Genomic DNA, 25,682 nt, shown 5'->3' with positions numbered 1-25,682 from the left:
TCAATCGGCGCTTTCGTCGCGGGCGCGCCGCAGCGCCTCTTCGAGGCTATGCGTCGCCGAGCCGCGGCGCAACGGCTGCGGCTGGTCCGCCGACGGCGCCCAGCCCGTCAGGGTGATCACCTCGAAACGCGCGCCGACCCGGCCATCGGGGCGCATGTTGCTTTCGGCATAGAGCCGCGCCGCCTCGGCCATCACGGCGCGGCGGGTGGGACGGCGCAGGCGGCCCGCCATCGCGTTGGTCTCGCCCATCGCCCGCAGGTCGCGCATCAGGTGGAACGGGGTTTCGTAGCTGACGTCGAATGGCGTGCCATCGGCCACCGGCAGCGCCAGCCCGGCGCGTTGCAGCAGCGCGCCGAGATCGCGGATCTCGCCCATCGGCGCGACCCGGGGCGACAGCCCGCCGGTGACGGCGGTCTCGGCGGCGGTCAGCGCCGCGCGCAGATCCGCCAGCGTCTCGCCGCCGAACAGCGTCGCGATCAGGAGCCCGTCGGGGCGCAGCGCCCGGGCGCATTGGATCAGCTGGCCGATCGGGTCCTCGGTCCAGTGCAGCGCCAGCGCGTGGATCACCAGGTCATGCGTGCCGGGGGCGAGATCGAGGATCTCGGCATCGGGAACGATCTTCGCCTCCGGCAGCCGCCGCGCCCAGAGACCGGGCCAGGGCGTCACCACCGCCGGCTCGGTAAAGCTGCGGTTAACCTCGGCGATCCTATCCTCGACGTCGTCGGCCACCGCCTCCTGCAGGAACAGGGCCGGCGCACGCGCGGCGCGGGCGCGGCGAAGCGCGAGGGCGGGGCGATCGAACAGGGCGGGGCGCTGGGTCTGTGACATCCGCCGCAGATAGGGGGGCGGCACCGGAATGCAAAGCGTGTTGAGGGCGATCTACCCTCCGGTCTGCATGGGCTGCGGCGAAATGACCGAGGCGGATCACGGGCTTTGCGGGGCCTGCTGGCGCGACACGCCGTTCCTCGGTGGCGCGCTCTGCGATCTTTGCGCGCGGCCGCTGCCGGGCGAGGCGGAGCCGGGGCTGCGCTGCGATTCCTGCCTTGTCACCCCGCCGCCATGGCGCGCGGGGCGGGCGGTGCTGCGCTACCGCGATGGCGGGCGGCGGCTGGCGCTGGCGCTCAAGCATGGCGACCGCACCGATCTGGCGCGGCCTCTGGGGCGCTGGATGGCGCGCGCGGCGGTGGATCTGGCGCGGCCCGGCATGCTGGTGGTGCCGGTGCCGCTGCATCGCGGCCGGCTCTGGCAGCGCCGCTACAACCAGTCGGCGCTGCTGGCCGCGCGCATCGCGCGGGAATTGCGGCTCGATCATTGCCCCGACGCGCTGTGGCGGCGCCGCGCGACCGACAGCCTGTCCGGCGATGCCCGTGCCCGCCACGCGACGCTCGACGGGGCGATCGTGCCGCATCCGCGCCGCGGCGCGCGGCTGGCGGGGCGCGAGGTTCTGATCGCCGACGACGTGCTGACCTCCGGCGCCACGCTCGCGGCCTGCGCCGCCGCGGCCCGCGCCGCTGGGGCGAAAGAGATCTGCGTGATCGCACTGGCCCGCGCCGCTCCGGATGCCTAGATCATGGGAAACCTCTTTGTTTTCCGGAGAACACGAATGGCCGAGACGACCCCACAGATCGAGATCTACACCTCGCCCACCTGCGGCTACTGCCACGCCGCCAAGCGCCTGCTGGCCCAGAAGGGCGTCAGCTATACCGAGATCAACGTGGTGGCCCAGCCCGAGCGCCGCGCCGAGATGGTGCAGCGTGCCAATGGCGGCCGCACCGTGCCGCAGATCTTCATCGGCGGCACCCATGTCGGCGGCTATGACGACATGGCGCTTCTCGACCGTCGCGGCGGGCTCGACCCGATGCTGGGCAAGTGACCCGCGCCGCGCTCCTGCAGTTCACCGCCTCGGACGATCCGGCGCAGAACGTCCAGGCGCTGCGCGGGATGGTCCGCGAGGCGGTGGCGCAGGGCGCAAAGCTCGTCTGCACGCCCGAGGTCTCCAATTGCGTCTCGGCCAGCCGGGCGCGGCAGCTCGCGGTGCTGCGGCACGAGGCCGAGGATCCGATGCTCGCGGCGATGCGCGACGAGGCGGCGCGGGCGGGCATCTGGCTGTCGCTCGGCTCGATCGCGGTGAAGACCGGGGACGCGGATGGGCGCTTTGCCAACCGCTCGCTGCTGATCGGGCCCGATGGCGGCATCCATGCCCGCTACGACAAGATCCACATGTTCGATGTCGAGGTCAGCGAGACCGAGACCTACCGCGAATCCGCCGGATACCGCCCCGGCGATCGCGCGGTGCTGGCCGAGACACCGTTGGGCAGGATCGGGCTGACCATCTGCTACGATGTGCGGTTTCCGCATCTCTACCGGGCGCTGGCGCAGGCCGGGGCCGAGATCCTGCTGGTGCCCAGCGCCTTTTCCCCGGTCACCGGCGCCGCGCATTGGGAAACGCTGCTGCGGGCCCGCGCCATCGAGACCGGCTGCTACGTGCTGGCGGCGGCGCAGAGCGGGCGCCACGCCACGACCGAGGGCCGGGCCCGGGAGACATGGGGCCACAGCCTCGCGGTGGATCCATGGGGCGCGGTGATCGCCGATGCCGGCACGGCCGCCGGTATCAGCATCGTTGATCTGGACATGGCCGAAGTGGCACAAGCGAGACGGCGGGTGCCCTCGCTCGCGCATGACCGCCCCTATGAAGGACCCGCATGAGCCAGCCTCTCGACAATCTCGCCATCACGCTGTTCAGCGAGATCCTGGCCGTCGACCAGCTGGCGCGCAACACCATGTCGAAGGTGCTGCCCAAGGGCATGGAACTGTCGCATTTCTCGGTGCTGAACCACCTCGCCTTCTCGGGGTCCGAGCGCAGCCCGGCGCAGCTCGCCAAGACCTTTCACCTGACGCGCGGGGCGATGACCAACACGCTGGGCAAGCTCGAATGGGCGGGCTGGGTGCATATCCGTCCCGACTGGGACGATGCGCGCCGCAAGATGGTGGCGATCAGCCCGGCCGGGCTTGAGGCGCGCAACGCCGCCGTCGCCGCGATCACGCCGATCGTCTCTGACGTGGTCGAACGGGTCGGCGCCGAGCGGGCCCGCGCCGCGCTGCCGGTGCTGCGCGAGCTCAGGCTGAGGCTTTCGGACGTGGATTAGAGCGTGACGCGCTCGGGCCGCAGGCTCGCGGTGACGTAGTTGACCGAGAGGTCGCGCTCCGAGAGCGACCAGCTCCAGGAGATCGGGTTGAACACCATGCCCTTGCGGTCCACCGGCGTCAGCCCGGCGCGCCTGAGCAGGTCGTAGAGCTCGTCGGGGGTGATGAACTTCTTCCAGTCATGCGTGCCCTTGGGCAGCCAGCGCATCACCCATTCCGCGCCGAGGATCGCCATGCCGAAGCTCTTGGCGTTGCGGTTCAGGGTCGAGCAGATGTGCAGGCCCCCGGGCTTTAGCAGGTCATGGCAGGCGCTGAGGTAGTCGATCGGCGAGGCGACGTGCTCGACCACCTCCATGTTGAGCACCACATCGAACCGCTCGCCCGCCTCGGCCATCGCCTCGGCGGTGGTGTGGCGGTAGTCGATCTCGAGCCCCGACTGCTCTGCATGGAGCCGTGCCACGGGGATGTTGCGTTCGGCCGCGTCGGCACCCACCACCGTCGCGCCCAACCGCGCCATCGGTTCGCACAACAGCCCGCCGCCGCAGCCGATGTCGAGAATCCGCAGACCCTCGAACGGTGTCTTCGCCGAAAGATCGCGGTCGAACTGCGCCGCGATCTGGTCGGTGATGTAGCCCAGCCGGCACGGGTTGAGCATGTGCAGCGGCTTGAACTTGCCGTTCTCGTCCCACCATTCGGCGGCCATCGCCTCGAACTTGGCGACCTCCTGCGCATCGACGGTGGAGCGGGCGGGATCGGTCTGCGGCATGTTTCGGTCCTTCTTCGTCGCGGGCGGGTGACGGCATGATGCTTGTGCCTATATAGGTCGGGCATGGACAAGGTCTCAGGTCACCGTCGCGCCATCGCGCATCTTCATCCCCCCGTCGAGCCCTTCGACCAGCGCATGGTCGATGTCGGCGACGGGCACCGGATCTATGTCGAGCAATGCGGCAACCCGGACGGCAAGCCGGTCGTGGTGCTGCATGGCGGCCCGGGCGGCGGCTGTTCGCCGGCGATGCGGCGCTATTTCGACGCCTCGGCCTGGCGGGTGATCCTGTTCGACCAGCGCGGCTGCGGCCGCTCGCGCCCGCATGCCAGCGTCGAGGCCAACACGACGTGGCATCTGGTCTCCGACATGGAGCATATCCGCGAGATGCTCGGGATCGAGCGCTGGGTGCTGTTCGGCGGCTCATGGGGCGCGACGCTGGCGCTGATCTACGCGCAGACCCACCCCGAGCGGGCCGCGGCGCTGATCCTGCGCGGCGTGTTCCTGATGACCGAGCCCGAGTTGCAGTGGTTCTATGGCGGCGGCGCCGGGCAGTTCTGGCCCGAGCTGTGGCAGCGCTTCACCGCGCCGATCCCGGAGGCCGAGCATGACGACCTGATCGGCGCCTATCACCGGCGGCTGTTCTCGGGCGATGCGGGCTGCGAGCTGCGCCATGCCCGCAGCTGGGCCTCTTGGGAGAACGCCCTGGCCTCGATCGACAATGACGGGCCGCTGGGCGACGGTCCCGCCGAATACGCCCGCGCCTTTGCCCGGCTGGAGAACCATTACTTCCACAATCGCGGCTTTCTTGCGCCGGGGCAGGGCATCCTCGAACGGATGGGCAGGATCGCGCAGATCCCCGGGCTGATCGTGCAGGGGCGCTACGACATGATCTGCCCGCCCGCCGGGGCGCACAGCCTCGTCGCGCGCTGGCCCGCCGCCACGCTCAGGATGATCCCGCGCGCCGGTCACGCGCTGTCGGAGCCGGGCATCTCGGCCGAGCTGGTGCGCGCCACCGACGCGCTGGGCCGGGGCAATGACGGGCCGATCTTCGGCTAGGCGACGTTGGGTAATCACCACAAGGCTTTACAGATTCCGAGGCTTCGCTAACCTGACCGCAATCAAGAAGGTGCGGAACCGCACCGCAGCGACCCGCATCCCGGGTCCCAGGGGAGAGCACGGCAGTTTGGGGAGCGTGATCCGTATCGTTCTGCAGCGTCTGGCGCTTGGCCTGTTGACGCTGCTCATCGTCTCGGCGGTGATCTTCGGCGCGGTGAATCTGCTCCCCGGCGATTTCGCGCAGGCCGTGCTGGGCCAGTCCGCGACGCCCGAGGCGGTCGCCGCGATCCGCACCCAGCTCGGTCTCGATCAGCCGTTGCCGGTCCGCTACGCGCAGTGGCTCTGGGACGCGGCGCGCGGTGATCTCGGCGTCAGCTTCGCGCAGGCGAATTTCGCGAGCTTCACGGGCCGGGTCGACCCCTCGGCCACGGTGCTGGCGCAGATCGGGCCGCGTTTCGCCAACACCATGTTTCTCGCGGGCGTGACGGCGGCCATCGCCGTGCCGCTGGCGGTGGGCCTCGGCATCCTCGCGGCGCTGTGGCGCGATACCGCCTTCGACAAGGGCGCCAACATCGCGACGCTGTCCTCGATCTCCAGCCCCGAATTCTTCGTGGCCTACATCCTGATCCTGCTGTTCGCCGTCGTGAACCCGGTGCTGCCGTCGCTGTCGAACATCTTTCCCGGGATGAGCTTCGGCGAAAGGCTGGAAAAGACCCTGCTGCCGGCCCTGACCCTGACGCTGGTGGTCACCGCGCACATGATGCGGATGACCCGGGCCGCGATCCTCAACCTGATGGCGCAGCCCTATATCGAGATGGCCCGGCTCAAGGGGATGCGGCCGCTGCGGGTGATCTGGCGCCACGCGCTGCCGAACGCGCTGGCGCCGATCGTCAACGTGGTGGCGCTCAACCTCGCCTATCTCGTCACCGGCGTCGTCGTGGTCGAGGTGGTCTTCGTCTATCCCGGCATCGGCCAGCTCTTCGTCGACAGCGTGAAGCTGCGCGACATCCCGGTGGTGCAGGCCTGCTGCCTGATCTTTGCCGCTGCCTACATCTTGCTGAACCTCACCGCCGACATCCTGTCGATCATCTCGAACCCGCGTCTGAGGCACCCGAAATGAGTCTCTGGATCTGGCTCCTCGGCGCGCTTGCCGCCATCGCGGCGCTGGCCTGGATCGGTCTCTGGGCGGCGCGCAGGCTCAGCGGCAACGCGCCGCGCTACCGCGACATGTCCTATGGCGTGGCCTTCGGCTACGCGCTGGCGCTCGCCGCCATCGCGGCCGGGATCTGGCTGTGGATGAAGCCGGGGGCGGTGTATTTCCGCTGGGCGGTGATGGGCTTTGCGATCTGCGCGGTCGCGGCCTTCCTGTTCCGTCTTGCCGGGCGCCATCTCGGGCCCGAGAGGCTGAAGCGGCAGTTCCGCAAGATGCCGCTGACGGCGGCCTTCGGCATCCTCGTGATCCTGATCTACGCCTTCGTCGCGATCTTCGCGGGCTGGATCGCCCCGCACGGGCAGGAGGCGGTGCTGGGCGCGGCCAACGTGGTGCCGGGCGGCGATCCGGCGATGGGCGGCGACCCGGCCTTTCCGCTGGGCACCGACCGGATCGGCCGCGACATCCTCTCGCGGCTGATCTACGGGGCGCAGAACACCGTGGGCCTCGCCTTCGCGACAACGCTTCTAGCCTTCTTTCTCGGTGGCTCGCTGGGGCTTCTGGCCGCCGTTGTCGGCGGCTGGCTCGATCAGGTGCTGAGCCGGGGCGTCGACGTGCTGATGGCGATCCCGTCGCTGATCTTCGCGCTCTTGCTGCTCACCATCGCCTCGGTCTGGGCCGATGGCGCGCGCGGGCTGCTCACCTTCTACATGGTGCTGATCATCGCGGTGATCGACAGCACGCGGGTGTTCCGCCTCGCCCGCTCGGTCGGCATCGGCATCGTGGTGATGGATTACGTCGAGGCCGCGAAGCTCAGGGGCGAGGGAATGGGCCATCTCGTGTTCCGCGAGATCCTGCCCAACGCCATGGCACCGCTTCTGGCCGAGTTCGGGCTGCGGTTCTGCTTCGTGTTCCTGACCATCGCCTCGCTGTCCTTCCTCGGGGTCGGCATCCAGCCGCCGCTGGCGGATTGGGGCACCATGGTCCGCGACCTCGCGCAGTTCATCAATTTCGCGGCCTTCGCGCCGATGGTGGCGCTGGCGCCGCTGCTGCCGGCGCTGGCCATCGCGATCCTGACCGTGGGGGTGAACTTCGTGGTGGACTGGATGCTGCACCGCGCGTCGGGGCTGAAATCGTGACGCCGCTTCTGGAAATCCGCGACCTGCGGATCGAGGGCCGCTCGGACGAGGAGTGGCACCCGATCATCAACGGCGTCGACCTGACGCTGGGCCGGGGCGAGGTGCTGGGGCTGATCGGCGAATCCGGGGCCGGCAAATCGACGCTGGGCCTCGCCGCGATGGGCTATGTGCGCGACGGGGTGCGGATCTCGGGCGGCTCGGTGATGTTCGACGGCATCGACCTGATGAACGCCTCGACCGAGGAGAAGCGCTCGATGCTGGGCCGCCGCATCGCCTATGTCGCGCAATCGGCGGCGGCGAGTTTCAACCCCGCCCACAAGCTGATCGACCAGCATGTCGAGGCACCGGTGCGCCACGGCGTGCAGGACCGGGGCGAAAGCATCGAGGACGCGATCGAGCTTTATGCCAAGCTCAGGCTTCCCAACCCCGAGGAGATCGGCTTTCGCTATCCGCACCAGGTCTCGGGCGGGCAGTTGCAGCGCGCGATGACCGCGATGGCGATGTCCTGCCGCCCCGACCTGATCATCTTCGACGAGCCGACCACCGCGCTCGACGTGACCACCCAGATCGAGGTGCTGGCGGCGATCCGCGACATCGTCGACCAGTTCGGCACCTCGGCGATCTACATCACCCACGACCTCGCGGTGGTGGCGCAGATGGCCGACCGCATCAAGGTGCTGCTCCGGGGCGACGAGGTCGAGACCGCGCCGACGCGCGAGATGCTCGATGCACCGCGCGAGGACTACACCAAGTCGCTCTGGGCGGTGCGCGGCTATCACCGCCCCGAAAAGCCGAAGCCCGGCCCGGAGAGCGTGCCGATCTTGGCGGTCGAGGGGGTGACGGCGGCTTACGGCGAACAGGTCGTGTTGAACGAGGTGAGCTTCGACATCCATCCCGGCCGCACCGTGGCGGTGGTGGGCGAGAGCGGCTCGGGCAAGTCGACGACGGCGCGGGTGATCACCGGGCTGCTGCCGCCAAGGAGCGGTGTGGTGCGCTTCGAGGGCGAGGCGCTGCCGCCGAGCTACCGCCAGCGCTCCAAGGACCAGCTGCGGCAGATCCAGATGATCTACCAGATGGCCGATACCGCGCTGAACCCGCGCCAGAGCATCGCGCAGATCGTCGGGCGGCCGGTGCGGTTCTATTCCGGGCTCAAGGGGCGCCGGCTGGCGGCCCGCGTCGACGATCTGCTCGAGCAGATCGAGCTCGACCCCGCCATCTACCGCGACCGGCTGCCGGGCGAGTTGTCGGGCGGGCAGAAGCAGCGCGTCGGCATCGCCCGCGCGCTCGCCGCCGAGCCGCGGCTGATCATCTGCGACGAGGTGACGAGCGCGCTCGACCAGCTGGTGGCCGAGGGAATCCTCAAGCTCCTCGCCCGGCTGCAGGACGAGCTCGGGCTGAGCTACATGTTCATCACCCACGACCTCGCCACGGTGAAGGCGATCGCCGACGAGGTGGTGGTGATGAAGGAGGGCCGGGTGATCGAGCAGGGTCCCAAGACCGAGATGTTCACGCCGCCGCACCACCCCTACACCGACCTGCTGCTGTCCTCGGTGCCCGAGATGGATCCCGACTGGCTCGACCGGCTTCTGGCCGAACGGGGAGTTGAGGCCTTGGGCGAGGCGGCGACTGATAAGATGTAAGCGAATCGGTCCGGTGGGCCGAGAGGGAATCAAGAGGGAGAGACACATGTTGCCACAGATCAGCCGCCGGGGATTGCTCAGGTCCGGGGCCGCCGCGGGCCTTCTGTCGGTCACCGGCCTGCCGCTTCGCGCGCAGTCGCGCGGCGGCACGCTGAGGCTCGGCCTCGCGGGCGCCAACACCTCCGACAGCTGGGACGGGCGCACCCATTCCGACACCTACATGATCGTCACCGCTTATGGCGCGGTCTTCGATTGCCTGACCGAGATCGCCGCCAATGGCGAGCTGGTGGGCGAGCTGGCGACCTCGTGGGAATCGACGCCGGACGCGAAGACCTGGACCTTCGACCTGCGCGAGGGCGTGACCTTCCACAACGGTCAGCCCTTCACCGCCGACGACGTGATCGCCTCGCTCAAGCTGCATCTGGACGAGGATGCGAAATCCGCCGCCCGGCCGATCGTCGCGCCGATCACCGAGATGAAGAAGCTCGGCGATCACCAGGTGCAGTTCACGCTCGAGGCGGGCAATGCCGACTTCCCGTTCCTGATGTCGGACTATCACCTGCTGATGTACCCGCATCAGAACGTCGAGGAGGCGATCGCGCAGGGCATCGGTACCGGTCTCTACAAGGTCGAGAGCTTCGATCCCGGCGTGCGCACGCTGCTGAGCCGCGTCGACGGCCATTACAAGGACGGCAAGGCCGGCTGGTTCGACCAGATCGAGGTGATCGCGATCAATGACGGCTCGGCGCGGATGACGGCGCTGATGACCGGGCAGGTCGACGCGGTGAACAACGTCGAGTTCCAGGTCGAACCGCTGCTGAAGGCCAACCCGCAGCTCGCGCTCAACGAGGTGACCGGCAACCAGCATTACACCTTCCCGATGCTCACCGACCTGTCGCCGATGGACAACGTCACGGTGCGCCGGGCGCTCAAGCACGCGGTGCGGCGCGAGGAGATGGTCGAGAAGATCCTGATGGGCCACGGGGCGGTGGCCAACGACCACCCGATCGGCCCGGCGAACCAGTACTACCACGCCGATCTGGAGCAGAACGACTACGATCCCGAGAAGGCGAAGGCGCTGCTGAAGGAAGCCGGGCTCGACGGCCTGAGCATCGATCTCTCGGTCTCGGAGGCGGCCTTTGCCGGCGCGATCGACGCGGGGCTTCTCTACCAGGCCTCGGCCCGCGACTGCGGCATCGACATCAACGTCGTGCAGGAGCCGGCCGACGGCTACTGGTCCAACGTCTGGATCAAGAAGCCCTGGTGCGCCTCCTACTGGTCGGGCCGGGTCACCGAGGACTGGATGTTCACGCTGGGCTACGAGACCGGCGCGGCGTGGAACGACACGCACTGGGAGAACGAGCGGTTCCAGACGCTGCTGAAGGAAGCGCGCGCCGAGCTCGACAGCGACAAGCGCCGCGACATGTATCACGAGATGCAGGCGCTGTGCTCGAAGGAGGGCGCGACGGCGATCCCGATGTATGCGAACTTCGTCGACGGCTACAACATCAAGCTCGGTCACCCCGAGGTGGTCGGCAACGTGTTCGATCTCGACAGCAACCGCATCTGCGAACGGTGGTGGATGGCCTGAGGCCAGCCGCTCTCCGCGATTTGGCGCGCCGTCCCCCCGGGGCGGCGCGTTTTCGTTTGGTCGGTGCCTCCACGGCGCGGCTCCCGGCCCGGGCCATCGGCATGACCGCATCCGGGCAGGCGAGGCGAGCGGTCCGTTCCTGGCGTCGGCGGCACCGGCGTTGCGCCCGGTCCAAGCCGCCGGCGGGAGGGGCAAAAGCAAAGGACCTGCCGGAATGCCCGGCAGGTCCCGAAGATGGAGGCCCCGTGGCCGCGGCCCGTCTCCGTTGAGGGAGACGGAACCCTCGGCTTGGGGCGCGGGCGTGGGCCTCAGTCGTCGTTGGCCTCTTCCTCGCGCTCGCGGCGCTCCTCTTCCTCGTCAGCCTCGCGGTCGCGCCGCTCCTCTTCGCGCTCGCGGCGCTCCTCTTCTTCTTCCTCTGCGCGCTCGCGACGCTCCTCGGCCTCGTCTTCCTCGCGGTCGCGGCGCTCCTCTTCTTCCTCTTCCGCGCGCTCGCGGCGCTCTTCCTCTTCTTCCTCTTCGCGCTCGCGACGCTCTTCGGCCTCGTCCTCCTCGCGGTCGCGCCGCTCCTCGGCCTCGTCTTCCTCGATCTCGCGAAGCTCTTCGGCCTCGTCGCTGGCCTCGTACTCTTCGGACACCAGCTGGCCGGCGCTGTCGTATTCGCGCTCGACGCGCGAGCCGTCCGCCATCTCGGTCTCTTCTTCGAAGAGCAGCCCGCCATCCTCGCTGTAGACCCGCTCGGTGTAGCCGCTGGGGCCGCTGGCCTCGACCTCGATCCGGTCGCCGCTCGGGCGGATGCGGATCTCGCCGTTGAAGCCTTGCTCCACGAGCTCGGCAACCAGGGCCTCGACGACTTCCTGGCTCGGGGCGGCCATCGCGGCCGGCGCCGCGAGGGTGATGCAAGCTGCCGACAGGCCGGCGAGGATGCTCTTGCGGATGATCATGTCTTGTCTCCTCTTTGGGGCGCCCTTCGATCCCGGCGCCCGAACCTTGCCCGGATACGTGGCAGACCGACTGCTGAAAAACACGGCACGGCCTGCCAGGGCCGATCCGGCGGGAACGCGCTCACCCGCGCGCGGGTCCGCCGCGGAGTCCCGCCGCCAGCGCTACTTCAGGTTGCGACCGCCTTTGTGCATATGGCGCGGGACGCGATCGCCGTCGGTTTCCCGGCCGATTTGAGGGGCGAATCCGGTCTCCTGCCGGTTCTCCAATCGCTCCCGACCGCTCAGGAACCGACGCTTCGCCGCGGCGTTGGCTGGCTGACACATGACCTATCGTCACGAACGAGGACCACGATGCCCGAGAATTTCGCCGGAGAACTGACGCAGGACGTCCGCACCCAGATGGTCGATCTGCTCAACAAGAACCTTGCCAACATGCTCGCGCTGACGCTGGCGGTGAAGCAGGCGCATTGGAACCTCAAGGGCCCGGGCTTCATCGGCGTGCACGAGCTGCTCGACGAAGCCGCCGACCGGCTGCGCGAGGGCGCCGACTTGATGGCCGAGCGCGCCGTGATCCTCGGCGGCTTTGCCCGCGGCACCCTCGAGGTCGCGGCCGAGAAGGCGCAGTTGGACGCCTATCCGGTCGAGATCTCCGACATCAAGCAGCATGTCGAGGAGCTGAAGTCGCGCTACGTGTTCGTCGGCGGCGAAATCCGCAAGGCGATGGAGGAAGCGGGCGATGCCGGTGACGAGGACACCGCCGACCTGTTCACCGAGGTCAGCCGCACCATCGACAAGGATGCGTGGTTCATCGGCGCCAACGGCTGATCACGCACCCCTGCGCCGCATGAACGGCCCGCTCTCCGACCGGAGGGCGGGCCGTTCCCGTTCGACATGCCGGGCAAGGGGGCGGCAATCGGGCCACAGCACGACGGGCATGGGGGATTTGGCGATGGACAGCGCGGCGGCCTGCCACTTCTAGTCGGTGCTGCTTGCCGCTTCACTCGCCTATGGCGCGTGGCGGCCATGCTTTCAGACCTGCCCGAAAGGACCCTCATGCCCCTGCGTCTCTCCAAGATCGCGATGCTGCTCGGCCTCGCCTTCTTCGCCTTCCTCGTCACGCTCAACAACATTCTCGATTACGGCTCGAACTTCGCCTTCGTGCAGCACGTGCTGTCGATGGACACCACCTTCGAAGGCAACGCGCTGATGGGCCGCGCGATCACCACCGAATGGATGTGGCACGCGGGCTACTGGCTGATCATCGCGGGCGAGGGGCTCACCGCGCTGCTGCTCGGCTTCGGCGCGGTCCGGCTCGCGATGGCGCTGCGGGCGCCGGCGGCCGTCTTCCACGGGGCCAAGGATTGGGCCGTTCTGGGCGCGACCACCGGTTTCCTGGTCTGGTTCGTCGGTTTCATGGCGATCGGGGCCGAGTGGTTCCTGATGTGGCAATCCGATATCTGGAACGGCCAGCAACCGGCGTTCCGCTTCTATATCACCATCCTGGCGGTGATCATCTTCGTCATGCAGCCCGAACCGGCCGAGCATTGACGGCGGCCGCGCCCGGGCGGAAGCTGTCCGCATGACCGATCTCGAACTCTATGGACACCCGGATTCGGGCCATGCCTGCAAGGTGGCGCTGGCGCTGTCCCTGGCCGGGCTCGACTGGCGCCCGGCCCGGGTCGACATCTGGGCGCCGCCGGACAGCCGCCCGGCGGCATTCCTCGCCGCGAGCCCGGCGGCCGAGGTGCCGGTGCTGATGATCGACGGCGTGGCCCATGCCCAATCCGGCGCGATCCTGATCGAGATCGCCAGCCGATTCCGGACGCTGGGCGGCGAGAGCGCGGCCGGGCTTCGGCGCGGTCGCGAGGTGGTCCTGTGGGAGGCCAACCGCATCGGCATGTGCCTGCCGCAGCTCAAGGAGGCGCGGCGGCTGGGCGGGGCGCGCTTCGACCCGGCGGTGATCGACTGGCTCGAGGGGCGTTTCGCGGTCGACCGCGCGCGGTTCGACCGGATGCTGAACGGCGCCGATTTCCTGCATGGCGCGGCGCCGGGGATCGGCGACTGCGCGGTCTGGGGCTACGTGCAGTGGCTCACCGAGGCCGGCGTCTCGCCGAGCCCGGCGATGGCCGGCTGGATCGAGCGGATGCGCGCGCTGCCGGCGGCCCGTGCGCCCGAGGCCTTCTTTCCGGAGGCCTGATCCGGCGGGCCCGACACGCCACCCTTGCAGACTCGGATCCGTCCCTCTATATCCCCCTCAGAACAGCGGCGCGCCGGCCTCCACAACCGGCGCCCACCGGGAAAGATCGACGGGCCGCTGGCCCGTTTTTTTGTGCTTGGAGGACCCCATGTCCGACCTCATCGCCAAGGCCGCGATCGACCGCCGCGTCCAGGAGATCATCGAGCCCGTCATCAGTGACATGGGCTTCGAGCTGGTGCGCGTGCGGCTGATGTCGGGCAAGTCCACGACGTTGCAGATCATGGCGCAGAAGCCCGACGGCACGATCGAGGTCGATGATTGCGGCCAGATTTCCACCGCCGTCTCGGCGGTGCTCGACGTCGAGGACCCGATCCTCGACGCCTATACGCTCGAGGTCTCCTCGCCCGGCATCGACCGGCCGCTGACCCGGCTCAAGGATTTCGAGCAGTGGAAGGGTTACGAGGCCAAGATCGAGACCGAGGAGCTGATCGACGGCCGCCGCCGCTTCAAGGGCGAGCTGGCGGGCACCGAGGGCGACGAGGTGCTGATCGAGATCGAGGAAGGCACGATCGGGCTGAAATTCGAATGGCTGTCGGATGCCAAGCTGGTGCTGACCGACGAGCTCATTCGCGAGGTGCTGCGCAACCGCAAGGATGCGGGGCAGATCGACGAGACCCAATTCGACGATGTTGAAACCATCATTGATGGTGATGAGGAGAACGACTGATGGCCATCACGTCCGCAAACCAGCTGGAATTGCTGCAGACCGCCGAGGCGGTGGCGCGCGAGAAGATGATCGACCCCGCGCTCGTGGTCGAGGCGATGGAAGAGAGCCTCGCCCGGGCCGCCAAGTCGCGCTACGGCGCCGAGATGGACATCCGGGTCAACATCGACCGCAAGACCGGCCGCGCCCGCTTCACCCGCGTGCGTACCGTCGTCGCCGATGACGAGCTGGAGAACTACCAGGCCGAGATGACCGTCGAGCAGGCGAAGCAGTATCTCGACGACCCCAAGGTCGGCGACGTCTATGCCGAGGAGGTGCCGCCGGTCGAGCTGGGCCGCATCGCCGCGCAATCGGCCAAGCAGGTGATCCTGCAGAAGGTCCGCGAGGCCGAGCGCGACCGGCAATACGAGGAGTTCAAGGACCGCGCCGGCACGATCATCAACGCCACCGTCAAGCGCGAGGAATACGGCAACATCGTCGTCGAGCTGCCCGGCGCCGGCGAGGCGGTGCTGCGCCGCAACGAGAAGATCGGCCGCGAGGCCTATCGCCCCGGCGACCGGATCCGCTGCTACGTCAAGGACGTGCGCCGCGAGGTCCGCGGCCCGCAGATCTTCCTGTCGCGCACCGCGCCCGAGTTCATGGCCGAGCTGTTCAAGATGGAGGTGCCCGAGATCTACGAGGGCATCATCGAGATCAAGGCCGTGGCCCGTGACCCCGGCTCGCGCGCGAAGATCGCCGTGATCTCCTATGACAACTCGATCGACCCGGTCGGCGCCTGCGTCGGCATGCGCGGCAGCCGCGTCCAGGCCGTGGTCGGCGAGCTGCAGGGCGAGAAGATCGACATCATCCCGTGGAACGAGGACATGCCGACCTTCCTCGTCAACGCGTTGCAGCCGGCCGAGGTCTCCAAGGTCGTGTTCGACGAAGAGGCCGAGCGGATCGAGGTGGTGGTGCCCGAGGAGCAGCTGTCGCTCGCCATCGGCCGTCGCGGCCAGAACGTGCGCCTGGCGTCGCAGCTCACCGGGCTCGACATCGACATCATGACCGAGGAGCAGGAATCGAAGCGCCGTCAGGCCGAGTTCGAGACCCGCACCAAGCTGTTCATGGACACGCTCGATCTCGACGAGTTCTTCGCGCAACTTCTCGTCTCCGAGGGGTTCACAAATCTCGACGAGGTCGCATATGTCGATCAGGACGAGCTTCTGGTGATCGACGGTGTCGACAGCGACACCGCCGCCGAGCTCCAGGCGCGTGCCCGCGACTATATCGACGCCCAGAACAAGGCCGCGCTGGAGCGGGCCCGCGAGCTGGGGGTCGAGGACAGCCTGATCGGCTTCCCGGGGCTGAGCCCGCAGATGGTCGAGGCGCTCGCCAAGGACGGCGTCAAGACGCTCGAGGATTTCGCGACCTGCGCGGATTGGGAACTGGCCGGCGGCTGGACCACCCAGAACGGCGAGCGCGTGAAGGATGACGGCGTGCTGGAGCCCTTCGACGTGAGCCTCGAAGAGGCGCAGGAGCTGGTGATGACCGCGCGCGTGGCGCTGGGCTGGGTCGATCCCGACGAGCTCGCCGCCGAAGAGGCCGCCGCGGCGGCCGAGAACGACGAGGAAGAGGTCTGAGACACGCATGGGTCGCGGTGGAATGAAGGCGGAGCGGGCCGACGGGCCGGAACGGAAATGCATCGTCACCGGTGACGTGCAGCCGAAATCCGGCCTGATCCGCTTCGTGATCGGCCCCGACGGCCAGGTGGTGCCCGACATTCTCGGCAAGCTGCCGGGACGGGGCATTTACGTGACGGCCGAGAAGGCCGTGATAGAAACGGCGAAGCGCGGGCAATTCGCCCGCGCCGCCAAGGCGCCGGTGACGGTGCCGGACGGGCTGGCGGCCGAGGTGGAGCGTCAGCAGGCGCGCCGGGTGGTCGATCTGATCGCTCTGGCCCGCAAGGCGGGGCTGGCGATCGCCGGCTTCGAAAAGGTGAAGGCGGCGCTTGCTGGCGATCACGTCCGCGTGCTGCTTCAGGCCTCCGACGGGTCGGTGCGCGGCAAGTCCAAGCTCTGGACCCCCACGGGGGCAAGATATTACGGCTGCCTGACCTCGGAAGAATTGGGTTTGGCTTTCGGCCGGCAAAGTGTGATACACGGCGCGCTCGCCGCTGGCGGACTCAGCGACCGTGTTGTAGAGGAGGCCGCGAAACTGCGCGGTCTACGAGAGAGCAACGGCGGCGATACGGCCTCCGGGAAGGATATGTAAATCTGATGAGCGATACCGACGGCAAGAAACCTCTTGGTCTGCGCGGATCCCGTCCGGGGAACGTCAAGCAGAGCTTCAGTCATGGCCGGACCAAGAACGTCGTGGTCGAGACCAAACGCAAGCGCGTCGTGGTGCCCAAGCCGGGCGGCGCGGCGCAGGGCACGGCTGCGACCGGCGCGGTGCGGGGCGACCCGTCCAAGCGCCCGGCCGGAATCAGCGAGGCCGAACTCGAGCGCCGGATGCGCGCCTTGGCGCTGGCCCGGGCCCGTGAGGCCGAGGAGGCCGAGAAGCGTGCCGCCGAGGAGGCCGCCCGCGCCGAGGAGCGCGAGCGCCGCCGCGCCGAGATCGAGGCCAAGGAACGCGAGGACCGCGAGCGCGAGGAAGCGCTGAAGGCCAAGGCCGAGGAAGAGGAGCGCAAGAAGCGCGAGGCCGAAGAGGCCGCGCGCCGCGCCGCCCAGCCGACGCCGCAGCAGCCCGCCGCCGCGACCCCCGGCGAGATGCCGGCCGGCGGCCCGCGTCCCGGCTCGGCCCCCCGCAAGGCCGGCGATCGCGACCGCGACGCCCGCGCCGACAAGAAGGCCAAGCCCGCGACCAAGGGTGGCGCCGACAACCGCCGCTCGGGCAAGCTGACGCTGAACCAGGCGCTGTCCGGCGAAGGCGGCCGCCAGCGCTCCATGGCGCAGATGAAGCGCAAGCAGGAGCGCGCGCGCCAGAAGGCGATGGGCGGTCATGTCGAGCGCGAAAAGGTCGTGCGCGACGTGCAGCTGCCCGAGGTCATCACCGTGGGCGAGCTTGCCAACCGCATGGCCGAGCGCGTGGCCGACGTGGTCAAGTCGCTGATGCAGAACGGCATCATGGCGACCCAGAACCAGTCGATCGATGCCGACACCGCCGAGCTGATCATCGAGGATTTCGGCCACCGCGTCGTCCGCGTCTCGGATGCCGACGTCGAGCAGGTGATCGAGCAGGTCAAGGACAAGCCCGAGGACCTGCAGGATCGCGCGCCGATCATCACGGTCATGGGTCACGTCGATCACGGCAAGACCTCGCTGCTCGACGCGATCCGCAAGACCAAGGTCGTCTCGGGCGAGGCCGGTGGCATCACCCAGCATATCGGCGCCTACCAGGTGGATACCGAGAGTGGCACGCGCCTGACCTTCCTCGACACGCCCGGCCACGCGGCCTTCACCTCGATGCGCGCCCGTGGCGCGCAGGTGACGGATATCGTGGTGCTGGTGGTCGCGGCCGATGACGCCGTGATGCCGCAGACCATCGAGGCGCTGAACCACGCCAAGGCCGCCAAGGTGCCGATGATCGTGGCGATCAACAAGATCGACAAGTACGACGCCAACCCCGACAAGGTCCGCACCGACCTGCTCCAGCACGAGGTCATCGTCGAGAAGATGTCCGGCGACGTGCAGGACGTCGAGGTCTCGGCGATCACCGGTAAGGGTCTGGACCAGCTGCTCGAGGCGATCGCGCTGCAGTCCGAGATCCTCGAGCTCAAGGCCAACCCGAACCGTCCGGCGATGGGTGCCGTGATCGAGGCGCAGCTCGACGTGGGCCGCGGCCCGGTCGCGACCGTCCTCGTGCAGAACGGCACGCTCAAGCGCGGCGACATCTTCGTCGTGGGCGAGCAGTGGGGCAAGGTCCGCGCGCTCGTGGACGACAAGGGCGAGCGCGTCGAGGAGGCCGGTCCCTCGGTCCCCGTCGAGGTGCTGGGTCTCAACGGCACGCCCGAGGCGGGCGACGTGCTGAACGTCGTCGAGACCGAGGCGCAGGCCCGCGAGATCGCGGAATACCGCGCCAACGCCGCCAAGGAGAAGCGCGCCGCCGCCGGTGCCGCGACGACCCTCGAGCAGCTCATGGCCAAGGCCAAGGAAGACAAGAACGTCTCCGAGCTGCCGATCGTGGTGAAGTCCGACGTGCAGGGTTCGGCCGAGGCCATCGTCCAGGCGATGGAGAAGATCGGCAATGACGAGGTCCGGGTCCGGGTGCTGCATTCGGGCGTCGGCGCGATCACCGAGAGCGATATCGGTCTCGCCGAGGCCTCGGGCGCGCCGGTCTTCGGCTTCAACGTCCGGGCCAACGCGCCCGCGCGTCAGGCCGCGAACCAGAAGGGCGTCGAGATCCGCTATTACAGCGTGATCTACGACCTCGTGGACGACGTGAAGCAGGCGGCCTCGGGCCTTCTGTCGAACGAGATCCGCGAGAAGTTCATCGGCTATGCCAGCATCAAGGAGGTCTTCAAGGTCTCCAATGTCGGCAAGGTCGCGGGCTGCCTCGTCACCGAGGGCGTGGCCCGTCGCTCGGCCGGCGTGCGCCTGCTGCGCGACGACGTGGTGATCCACGAGGGCACGCTGAAGACGCTCAAGCGCTTCAAGGACGAGGTGTCCGAGGTGCAGTCGGGTCAGGAATGCGGCATGGCCTTCGAGAACTACGAGGACATCCGCCCCGGCGACGTCATCGAGATCTTCGAGCGGGAATCGGTCGAGCGGTCGCTCTGACCTTCCCGCGCGATGGAGAATTGGAAAGGGGCGGTCTTCGGGCCGCCCCTTTTCCGTCATGCGACGTGTCCGCCGCTTGACGCCGCATGGGCGGGCCGCGATCCATGGGCCATGAAGCGGGTGATGATCATCGGGCAGCCCGGCTCGGGCAAGTCGTGGCTGGCACGGCGGATGGGCGCGATCACGCACCTGCCGGTGGTCCATATCGACCATATCCACTGGGCCCCCGGCTGGATCGAACGGTCGCGCGCCGAGAAGGACCGGCTCTGCGCGGAGGTCCATGCGCGGCCCGAATGGATCTTCGAAGGCGGGCATTCCTCGACCTGGGGCGAAAGGCTTGCCCGGGCCGACACGGTGATCTGGCTGGATATGCCGTTACGGCGCAGGCTGCCGCGGCTGCTGTGGAGAACGCTGCGCCACCATGGCCGGACCCGGCCGGACATGCCGCAGGGCTGTCCGGAGCGGTTCGACCGCGAATTCTACCGATGGGTCTGGCGCACCCGGCATTCGATGCGCTCGCGGCTGAACTGGTTCTATGGCCAGATCCCCAAGGGCAAGGACCGTCACCGCCTGCGCAGTCGGCGCGAGGTCGCGGCCTACCTGCACGGCCTGTCGGAGGCGGTAAAGCGGGGCAATCTCGGATTGCCGCATCGCTGAGGGCAAAAGAAAAGGGACGGCCCGGAGCCGTCCCCTTCGCGTGCGGAACACTCGTGAAACGCGGGCAACGCGAAAGGGATCAGGCAGCCTTCGCGACGTTTGCGGGGCGGCCCTCGTAGAAACGCTCGCCCACGCGAATGCGCATGCGCCCGTTCTCGAGCTTCTTTACGAGGAGACCCTGCACCGAGATGCAGCTTCCGATCAGGATGGTTTGCAGCATAATGGACTCCAGAGTTGGTTCACGCCCCGCACATTAAGCGCGGGTGTGTGAAGAATACACCAATCTGACGTCTTTTTGATAGGATATGGAACCAATTGGCCGGTTTCGACGCAGGGTTACGAGAGCTGTGTCAGAGCCAGTCGCGCAAAACGGGAATGAGCGGCAGATCCGCCGGCGGCATCGGGTATTCCCGCAGCCGGTTCGGCCGCACCCATTCGAGCGCCTGATTCTCGCGCCCATGCGCCGTGCCCTGCCAGCGGCGGCAGGCATAGAGCGGCATCAGCAGGTGAAAGCTCTCATAGGCATGGCTGGCGAAGGTGAGCGGCGCAAGGCAGCTCTCCTGCGTGTCGATGCCGAGCTCCTCGTGCAACTCCCGGATCAGCGCCGCCTCGGGCGTCTCGCCCGGCTCGACCTTGCCCCCGGGAAATTCCCACAGACCCGCCATCGACTTGCCCTCCGGGCGCTGCGCGAGCAGCACCCGGCCATCGGCGTCGATCAGGGCGACGGCAGCGACGAGAACGATCTTCACGACCGATAGTCGGCGTTGATGTCGATGTAGCGATGCGTGAGATCGCAGGTCCAGGCCACGGCCTTGCCCGTGCCGAGACCGAGATCGACGCCGATCACGATCTCCTGCCCCTTCATGTAGGCGGCGGCCTTTTCCTCGCTGTAGGAGGGGCTGACCCAGCCCTTCTCGGCCACGAGGATCTCGCCGAAGCGGATCGAGAGCCGGTCGCGATCGGCCTCGGCGCCGGACTTGCCCACCGCCATGACGACGCGGCCCCAGTTCGGGTCCTCGCCGGCGATCGCGGTCTTCACCAGAGGCGAATTGGCGGTGGCCATGGCGACGCGGCGGGCATCGGCGTCGGAAGCGGCGCCGCTGACCCGGATCTCGACGAACTTGGTCGCACCCTCGCCGTCGCGCACCACCTGATGCGCGAGGTCGAGCATCACCCGCTCCAGCCCGGCCGCGAAATCGGCACTGCCGGTCGCATCGACGCCCGAGGCCCCGGTCGCCGCCATCAAGAGCGTGTCCGAGGTCGAGGTGTCGCTGTCGACGGTGATGCAGTTGAAGGTCCGGTCGGTGATCTCGCGCAGAAGCGCCTGCAGCGCGGGCTGGTCGTGCTTGGCGTCGGTGAAGATGTAGACCAGCATCGTCGCCATGTCGGGCGCGATCATGCCCGACCCCTTGGCGATGCCGGCGATCTTCACGCTCTTTCCGTCGATCTCGACCGTCTCGGTCGCGCCCTTGGGAAAGGTGTCGGTGGTCATGATGGCGCGCGCCGCGCCCTCGATGCCCGATGGCTCCAGCGCGGCGTTCAGCTCGCCCAGCTTCGCCACGATCCGCTCATGCGGAAGCGGCTCGCCGATCACCCCGGTCGATGAGGTGAAGACGCGCGCCGCGTCGATGCCGGTGGCCTGTGCCACGGCGGCGCTGATCTCGGCCACCGAGCGTTCGCCCGCCTGGCCGGTGAAGGCGTTGGAATTGCCGGAATTGACGAGGAAGGCGGCGCGGGAGGTCTGCGCGCCGATCTTCGCCTCGCAGTCGCGGACCGGGGCCGAGCGGGTGGAGGAGCGCGTGAACACCCCTGCCACCGCCGAGCCTTCGGCCAGCTCCGCGAGCATCACGTCGGTCCGGTTCGCGTATCGCACCCCGGCCGCGACCGAGGCGAAACGCACGCCCGCGATCTCGGGCAGGGCGGGAAAGGCGGCGGGCGCCAGAGGCGAGACCGGACCGGCCATGATCAGTTGCCTTCTTCGAGCAGGTCGAGATCGGTGAGCAGCGCCGGATCGAACGCGCCCTCCTCGGGGCGGGTGATCTCGGCCTCGCCCTCGAGCTCGGTCAGGCGCTCCTCGATATTGCCCTGCTGGATCTGGCTGGCGAGATCCTCGCGCACCTCGTCGAGCGAGGGCGGCTCCTGCGTGCGGGTGTCGTCGAGCCGGATCACGTGAAAGCCGAACTGGGTCTCGACCGGGGTTTCGGTCATCTCGCCCTTTTCCAGCTCCGCCACCGCGGCCTGGAACGGCTCGACCATCATGCCCTCGGCGAACCAGCCGAGGCTGCCGCCCTGCGCGCCCGAGCCCGGATCGGTCGAGACCTCCTTGGCCACCTCGGCGAAATCCTCGCCCGCCGCGAGCCGCTCGAGCACCGCCTGCGCCTCTTCCTCGGTCTCCACGAGGATGTGGCTGGCGTTGTATTCCTGCACCGGTTCGGCATCGGCGAAGGCCTCGTCATAGGCCTCCTGCAGCGCCTCGTCGGAGACCTCTTCCTGCATCATCGCGTTGATCGCCTCGCCCGCGAGCAGCGAGCGGCGCTGGTTCTGCAGGGCCAGCTCGACCCGGGCCGGGGTGCCTTCGAGCGTGTCGGCCAGCACCTGCTGCTGGATCAGCTGGTCGAGAATGCCCTGAAACAGGGTCTCGGGCGGCAATTGCTGGTATTGCTGCGGCAGCTGGCTGCGGGTGATGATCATTTCGCCCAGCGTGATCTCGGTGCCGTTCACCGTGGCGACGACGTCCGAAGCCTGTTGCGCGGAGGCCATCGTGGCGAAGCCGGCCATCAGGGCGGCGGCGGGCAGCGTGCGGATCATGTGGTTTCCTTCCCTAGCCGCGCGGGGACGCGTCCCGGGCGCGACGTTGACACTCGGTCCCCCGCCCCTTACATCGCCGGATGGGCTGGCAAAGGGCGGCACTTGCGCCCTATCTATGCCCCACATGCGGGGGCGACAAGCGACCTCCTTGCAGATCACAGGACGACGGCAGGAGACAATCGCCAATGCTGGGTATCGGATCGCTGGCCAAGAAGGTCTTCGGCACGCCGAACGACCGCAAGATCAAGTCCACGCGACCGCTGATCGAGAAGATCAACGCGCTCGAACCCGAGTTCCAGGCGCTGGATGACGCGGGCCTCAAGGTTAAGACCGTCGAGTTCAAGGAGCGGATCGAGAAGGGCGAGAGCCTCGATCACCTGCTGCCGGAGGCCTTCGCCAACTGCCGCGAGGCGGCGCGCCGCGCGCTTGGCCTGCGCGCCTTCGACACGCAGCTGATGGGCGGCATCTTCCTGCATCAGGGCAACATCGCCGAGATGAAGACCGGCGAGGGCAAGACCCTGGTCGCGACCTTCCCGGCCTATCTCAACGCGCTGTCGGGCAAGGGCGTGCACGTCGTCACCGTGAACGACTACCTCGCCAAGCGCGACGCGGAGTGGATGGGCAAGGTCTATGGCGCGCTGGGGCTCAGCACCGGCGTGGTCTATCCGCAGCAGCCCGAGGCCGAGAAGAAGGGGGCCTATGCCGCCGACGTCACCTATGCCACCAACAACGAGCTGGGCTTCGACTATCTCCGCGACAACATGAAGTCCGAGCTGTCCCAAATGAACCAGCGCGGCCACAACTTCGCGATCGTCGACGAGACGGACTCGATCCTGATCGACGAGGCGCGCACGCCGCTGATCATCTCGGGTCCGAGCCAGGACCGTTCCGAGCTCTACCGGAGCATCGACCGGGTGATCCCGGACCTCACCGACGAGCATTACACGCTCGACGAAAAGACCCGTTCGGTCACCTATACCGACGAGGGCAACGAGTTTCTCGAGACGCGGCTGCAGGCGCTCGGCATCCTGCCCGAGGGGCAGACGCTCTACGACCCCGAGAGCACGACGATCGTGCACCACGTCAATCAGGGGCTCAGGGCGCACAAGCTCTTCACCCGTGACAAGGACTACATCATCCGCGACGGCCAGGCCGTGTTGATCGACGAGTTCACGGGCCGGATGATGCATGGCCGCCGGCTTTCGGACGGGCTGCATCAGGCGATCGAGGCCAAGGAAAACCTCGACATCCAGCCCGAGAACGTGACGCTGGCCAGCGTCACCTTCCAGAACTACTTCCGGCTCTACGACAAGCTCGCGGGCATGACCGGCACCGCGCTGACCGAGGCCGACGAGTTCTACGAGATCTACCGGCTCGGCGTGGTCGAGGTGCCGACCAACCGCCCGATCCAGCGGATCGACGAGCACGATCAGGTCTACCGCACCGCCCGCGAGAAGTTCGACGGCGTGGTCAAGGCGATCAAGGAGGCGCATGAGAAGCGCCAGCCGATCCTCGTCGGCACCACCTCGATCGAGAAGTCCGAGTTCCTGAGCCAGCTGCTCGAAAAGGAGGGCATCAAGCACAACGTGCTCAACGCCCGCCAGCACGAGCAGGAGGCGCAGATCATCGCCGATGCCGGCAAGCTCGGCGCGGTGACGATCGCCACCAACATGGCCGGTCGCGGCACCGACATCCAGCTTGGCGGCAATGTCGAGCTGAAGGTGCTCGAGGCGCTGGCCGCCGATCCCGAGGCGCATCCCGACGAGATCCGCGCCCGGATCGAGGCCGAGCATGCCGACGAGAAGAAGGCGGTGCTGGAAGCCGGCGGCCTGTTCGTTCTGGCCACCGAGCGCCACGAGAGCCGCCGGATCGACAACCAGCTGCGCGGCCGCTCGGGCCGGCAGGGCGATCCGGGCCGGTCCTCCTTCTTCCTGTCGCTCGAAGACGACCTGATGCGGATCTTCGGATCGGAGCGGCTCGAGAAGGTGCTGTCGGGCCTGGGCATGAAGGAAGGCGAGGCGATCGTGCACCCTTGGGTGAACAAGTCGCTGGAACGCGCGCAGGCCAAGGTCGAGGGCCGCAACTTCGACATCCGCAAGCAGCTCCTCAAATACGACGACGTGATGAACGAGCAGCGCAAGGTGATCTTCTCCCAGCGCCGCGAGATCATGGAGGCCAAGGACCTGTCGGAGATCGTCGCCGACATGCGCCATCAGGTGATCGAGGACCTCGTCGCCGCCCATATCCCGCCCAAGGCCTATGCCGACCAGTGGGACACCGAAGGGCTCTACGCCCAGGCGATTCAGGTGCTTGGCATCGACGTGCCGGTGATGAAATGGGCCGAGGAGGAAGGCGTCGACGACGCGGAGATCCGCGAGCGGCTCGAAGAGGCCTCGGACAAGCTGATGGCCGAGAAGGCCGAGACCTTCGGCCCCGAGACCATGAAGAGCATCGAGAAGCAGGTGCTGCTCCAGACCATCGACGGCAAGTGGCGTGAACACCTGCTGATGCTCGAGCATCTGCGCTCGGTAGTCGGTTTCCGCGGCTATGCGCAGCGCGATCCGCTCAACGAGTACAAGACCGAGAGCTTCCAGCTGTTCGAGGGGCTGCTCGACGGACTTAGGACCGAGGTGACCGAGAAGCTGGCGCAGATCCGGCCGATCTCCAAGGAAGAGCAGCAGGCGATGCTGCAGCGCGCGATGCAGGCGCGGGCGCAGGCCTCCGGTGGCAACGGCGCAGCGGCTGCCGGTGCCTCGGCCGCGACCGGTGCGGCCGCCGGTGCGACCGGTGCGGCCGGTGCGGCCGGTGCGGCCGGTGCGGCGGCTCAGCCCGCCCCCGCGCCGCGCCGCGAGGCGCCCGAACTGGCCACCGCCGGGGCGGCACCTGCCGCCGACGCGGCTGCCGGAGCGGTGCCGGGCTTCGACGAGAACGATCCCGCGACCTGGGGCGCGCCCTCGCGCAACGAGCCTTGCCCCTGCGGCTCGGGCGAGAAGTTCAAGCACTGCCACGGCAAGCTCTGATCCTCCTATCTCCCTTCCGGGCCGCGGGTTTTGCCGCAATTGTGCCCGGATGACTCCTCCAAGGTGCCGGGTTGCGGACGCGCCCGGGCCTT

General features: G+C 68.2%; 25 protein-coding genes. 18 read left to right on the top strand and 7 right to left on the bottom strand.

Annotated features, from left to right (window positions below; all coding sequences use genetic code 11):
• The gene (locus ACRAQ3_RS15095) at nt 1-828 is read right to left on the bottom strand and encodes a methyltransferase domain-containing protein (RefSeq protein WP_432255164.1); all 828 of its coding nucleotides are present in this window, start codon (nt 826-828) and stop codon (nt 1-3) included.
• Nucleotides 829-856: 28 nt separating this feature from the next.
• Between ACRAQ3_RS15095 and ACRAQ3_RS15090 the strand changes: the two genes are divergently transcribed.
• Genes ACRAQ3_RS15090 through ACRAQ3_RS15075 form a run of 4 tightly spaced genes read left to right on the top strand, consistent with a single transcriptional unit; the run spans nt 857 to nt 3,146 of the window.
• On the top strand, nt 857-1,567 hold the full coding sequence (locus ACRAQ3_RS15090) for a double zinc ribbon domain-containing protein (RefSeq protein ID WP_432255163.1): 711 nt from the start codon (nt 857-859) through the stop codon (nt 1,565-1,567).
• A 36-nt stretch (nt 1,568-1,603) separates the two neighbouring features.
• Entirely contained in the window at nt 1,604-1,873 is a 270-nt protein-coding gene (grxC, locus tag ACRAQ3_RS15085; RefSeq protein ID WP_085895239.1) for a glutaredoxin 3, read from the top strand.
• Nucleotides 1,870-2,706 carry a carbon-nitrogen hydrolase family protein gene (locus tag ACRAQ3_RS15080; RefSeq protein ID WP_432255162.1) on the top strand — a complete coding sequence of 279 codons (837 nt, stop codon included), beginning with the start codon at nt 1,870-1,872 and terminating at the stop codon, nt 2,704-2,706. The genes grxC and ACRAQ3_RS15080 overlap by 4 nt, the downstream gene beginning before the upstream one ends.
• A complete protein-coding gene (locus ACRAQ3_RS15075) occupies nt 2,703-3,146 on the top strand; it encodes a MarR family winged helix-turn-helix transcriptional regulator (RefSeq protein ID WP_085895241.1) in 444 nt (147 codons plus the stop codon). Before ACRAQ3_RS15080 ends, ACRAQ3_RS15075 begins: the two co-directional genes overlap by 4 nt.
• Here the strand turns inward: ACRAQ3_RS15075 and ubiG are convergent.
• Nucleotides 3,143-3,910 carry a bifunctional 2-polyprenyl-6-hydroxyphenol methylase/3-demethylubiquinol 3-O-methyltransferase UbiG gene (gene ubiG, locus ACRAQ3_RS15070; RefSeq protein WP_432255161.1) on the bottom strand — a complete coding sequence of 256 codons (768 nt, stop codon included), beginning with the start codon at nt 3,908-3,910 and terminating at the stop codon, nt 3,143-3,145. The genes ACRAQ3_RS15075 and ubiG overlap by 4 nt on opposite strands.
• 63 nt (nt 3,911-3,973) lie before the next feature.
• Here ubiG and pip point away from each other — a divergent pair, with 63 nt between their 5' ends.
• From pip to ACRAQ3_RS15045, 5 genes are all read left to right on the top strand, one after another.
• Nucleotides 3,974-4,966, top strand: coding sequence for a prolyl aminopeptidase (gene pip, locus ACRAQ3_RS15065; RefSeq protein WP_269397301.1), 993 nt, complete (start codon nt 3,974-3,976; stop codon nt 4,964-4,966).
• Between the two features lie 127 nt (nt 4,967-5,093).
• Nucleotides 5,094-6,086 (top strand): ABC transporter permease, encoded by a 993-nt coding sequence (locus tag ACRAQ3_RS15060; RefSeq protein WP_269397300.1) that lies wholly within the window; start codon nt 5,094-5,096, stop codon nt 6,084-6,086.
• On the top strand, nt 6,083-7,255 hold the full coding sequence (locus ACRAQ3_RS15055; protein WP_269397299.1) for an ABC transporter permease: 1,173 nt from the start codon (nt 6,083-6,085) through the stop codon (nt 7,253-7,255). Before ACRAQ3_RS15060 ends, ACRAQ3_RS15055 begins: the two co-directional genes overlap by 4 nt.
• Nucleotides 7,252-8,895, top strand: a complete 1,644-nt coding sequence (locus ACRAQ3_RS15050; protein WP_432255160.1) for an ABC transporter ATP-binding protein — start codon at nt 7,252-7,254, stop codon at nt 8,893-8,895. The genes ACRAQ3_RS15055 and ACRAQ3_RS15050 overlap by 4 nt, the downstream gene beginning before the upstream one ends.
• A gap of 46 nt (nt 8,896-8,941) precedes the next feature.
• Nucleotides 8,942-10,486: an ABC transporter substrate-binding protein gene (locus tag ACRAQ3_RS15045; RefSeq protein ID WP_269397297.1), complete on the top strand. Its 1,545-nt coding sequence runs from the start codon at nt 8,942-8,944 to the stop codon at nt 10,484-10,486.
• A 308-nt stretch (nt 10,487-10,794) separates the two neighbouring features.
• Here ACRAQ3_RS15045 and ACRAQ3_RS15040 read toward each other — a convergent pair whose 3' ends face one another.
• Nucleotides 10,795-11,427 (bottom strand): hypothetical protein, encoded by a 633-nt coding sequence (locus ACRAQ3_RS15040; RefSeq protein WP_269397296.1) that lies wholly within the window; start codon nt 11,425-11,427, stop codon nt 10,795-10,797.
• Between the two features lie 351 nt (nt 11,428-11,778).
• On the opposite strand from ACRAQ3_RS15040, the gene dps reads away from it, so the two are divergent.
• The 8 genes from dps (at nt 11,779) to ACRAQ3_RS15000 (ending at nt 19,762) form a co-directional block, all read left to right on the top strand.
• Nucleotides 11,779-12,252, top strand: a complete 474-nt coding sequence (gene dps, locus ACRAQ3_RS15035; protein WP_269397295.1) for a DNA starvation/stationary phase protection protein Dps — start codon at nt 11,779-11,781, stop codon at nt 12,250-12,252.
• A 228-nt stretch (nt 12,253-12,480) separates the two neighbouring features.
• The gene (locus tag ACRAQ3_RS15030) at nt 12,481-12,975 is read left to right on the top strand and encodes a DUF2165 family protein (protein ID WP_432255159.1); all 495 of its coding nucleotides are present in this window, start codon (nt 12,481-12,483) and stop codon (nt 12,973-12,975) included.
• A 31-nt stretch (nt 12,976-13,006) separates the two neighbouring features.
• Nucleotides 13,007-13,624 (top strand): glutathione S-transferase family protein, encoded by a 618-nt coding sequence (locus ACRAQ3_RS15025; RefSeq protein ID WP_269397293.1) that lies wholly within the window; start codon nt 13,007-13,009, stop codon nt 13,622-13,624.
• Between the two features lie 148 nt (nt 13,625-13,772).
• Nucleotides 13,773-14,351 carry a ribosome maturation factor RimP gene (gene rimP / locus ACRAQ3_RS15020; RefSeq protein ID WP_269397292.1) on the top strand — a complete coding sequence of 193 codons (579 nt, stop codon included), beginning with the start codon at nt 13,773-13,775 and terminating at the stop codon, nt 14,349-14,351.
• A complete protein-coding gene (gene nusA, locus ACRAQ3_RS15015; RefSeq protein ID WP_085895258.1) occupies nt 14,351-15,967 on the top strand; it encodes a transcription termination factor NusA in 1,617 nt (538 codons plus the stop codon). The genes rimP and nusA overlap by 1 nt, the downstream gene beginning before the upstream one ends.
• A gap of 7 nt (nt 15,968-15,974) precedes the next feature.
• Nucleotides 15,975-16,598 (top strand): RNA-binding protein, encoded by a 624-nt coding sequence (locus ACRAQ3_RS15010; protein ID WP_085895259.1) that lies wholly within the window; start codon nt 15,975-15,977, stop codon nt 16,596-16,598.
• Nucleotides 16,599-16,603: 5 nt separating this feature from the next.
• Entirely contained in the window at nt 16,604-19,105 is a 2,502-nt protein-coding gene (infB, locus tag ACRAQ3_RS15005) for a translation initiation factor IF-2 (RefSeq protein WP_269397291.1), read from the top strand.
• A 111-nt stretch (nt 19,106-19,216) separates the two neighbouring features.
• Entirely contained in the window at nt 19,217-19,762 is a 546-nt protein-coding gene (locus ACRAQ3_RS15000; RefSeq protein WP_432255158.1) for an AAA family ATPase, read from the top strand.
• 79 nt (nt 19,763-19,841) lie between these two features.
• On the opposite strand, the gene ACRAQ3_RS14995 is transcribed toward ACRAQ3_RS15000, so the two are convergent.
• The 4 genes from ACRAQ3_RS14995 to ACRAQ3_RS14980 all read right to left on the bottom strand — a co-directional run bounded on the left by ACRAQ3_RS14995 (nt 19,842) and on the right by ACRAQ3_RS14980 (nt 22,570).
• Nucleotides 19,842-19,982, bottom strand: coding sequence for a hypothetical protein (locus ACRAQ3_RS14995; protein WP_269397289.1), 141 nt, complete (start codon nt 19,980-19,982; stop codon nt 19,842-19,844).
• 130 nt (nt 19,983-20,112) lie between these two features.
• Nucleotides 20,113-20,511: an 8-oxo-dGTP diphosphatase MutT gene (gene mutT / locus ACRAQ3_RS14990; protein WP_269397288.1), complete on the bottom strand. Its 399-nt coding sequence runs from the start codon at nt 20,509-20,511 to the stop codon at nt 20,113-20,115.
• Nucleotides 20,508-21,725: a bifunctional glutamate N-acetyltransferase/amino-acid acetyltransferase ArgJ gene (argJ, locus tag ACRAQ3_RS14985; RefSeq protein ID WP_432255157.1), complete on the bottom strand. Its 1,218-nt coding sequence runs from the start codon at nt 21,723-21,725 to the stop codon at nt 20,508-20,510. The genes mutT and argJ overlap by 4 nt, the downstream gene beginning before the upstream one ends.
• Before the next feature lie 2 nt (nt 21,726-21,727).
• On the bottom strand, nt 21,728-22,570 hold the full coding sequence (locus ACRAQ3_RS14980) for a peptidylprolyl isomerase (RefSeq protein WP_432255156.1): 843 nt from the start codon (nt 22,568-22,570) through the stop codon (nt 21,728-21,730).
• A gap of 185 nt (nt 22,571-22,755) precedes the next feature.
• Here ACRAQ3_RS14980 and secA point away from each other — a divergent pair, with 185 nt between their 5' ends.
• Nucleotides 22,756-25,590 (top strand): preprotein translocase subunit SecA, encoded by a 2,835-nt coding sequence (secA, locus tag ACRAQ3_RS14975; protein ID WP_432255155.1) that lies wholly within the window; start codon nt 22,756-22,758, stop codon nt 25,588-25,590.
• The last annotated feature ends 92 nt before the right edge of the window (nt 25,591-25,682 follow it).

This window comes from Limimaricola sp. AA108-03, assembly GCF_050847355.1.
Lineage (GTDB): Bacteria > Pseudomonadota > Alphaproteobacteria > Rhodobacterales > Rhodobacteraceae > Limimaricola.
This window is presented reverse-complemented; position numbering and strand designations above follow the sequence as displayed.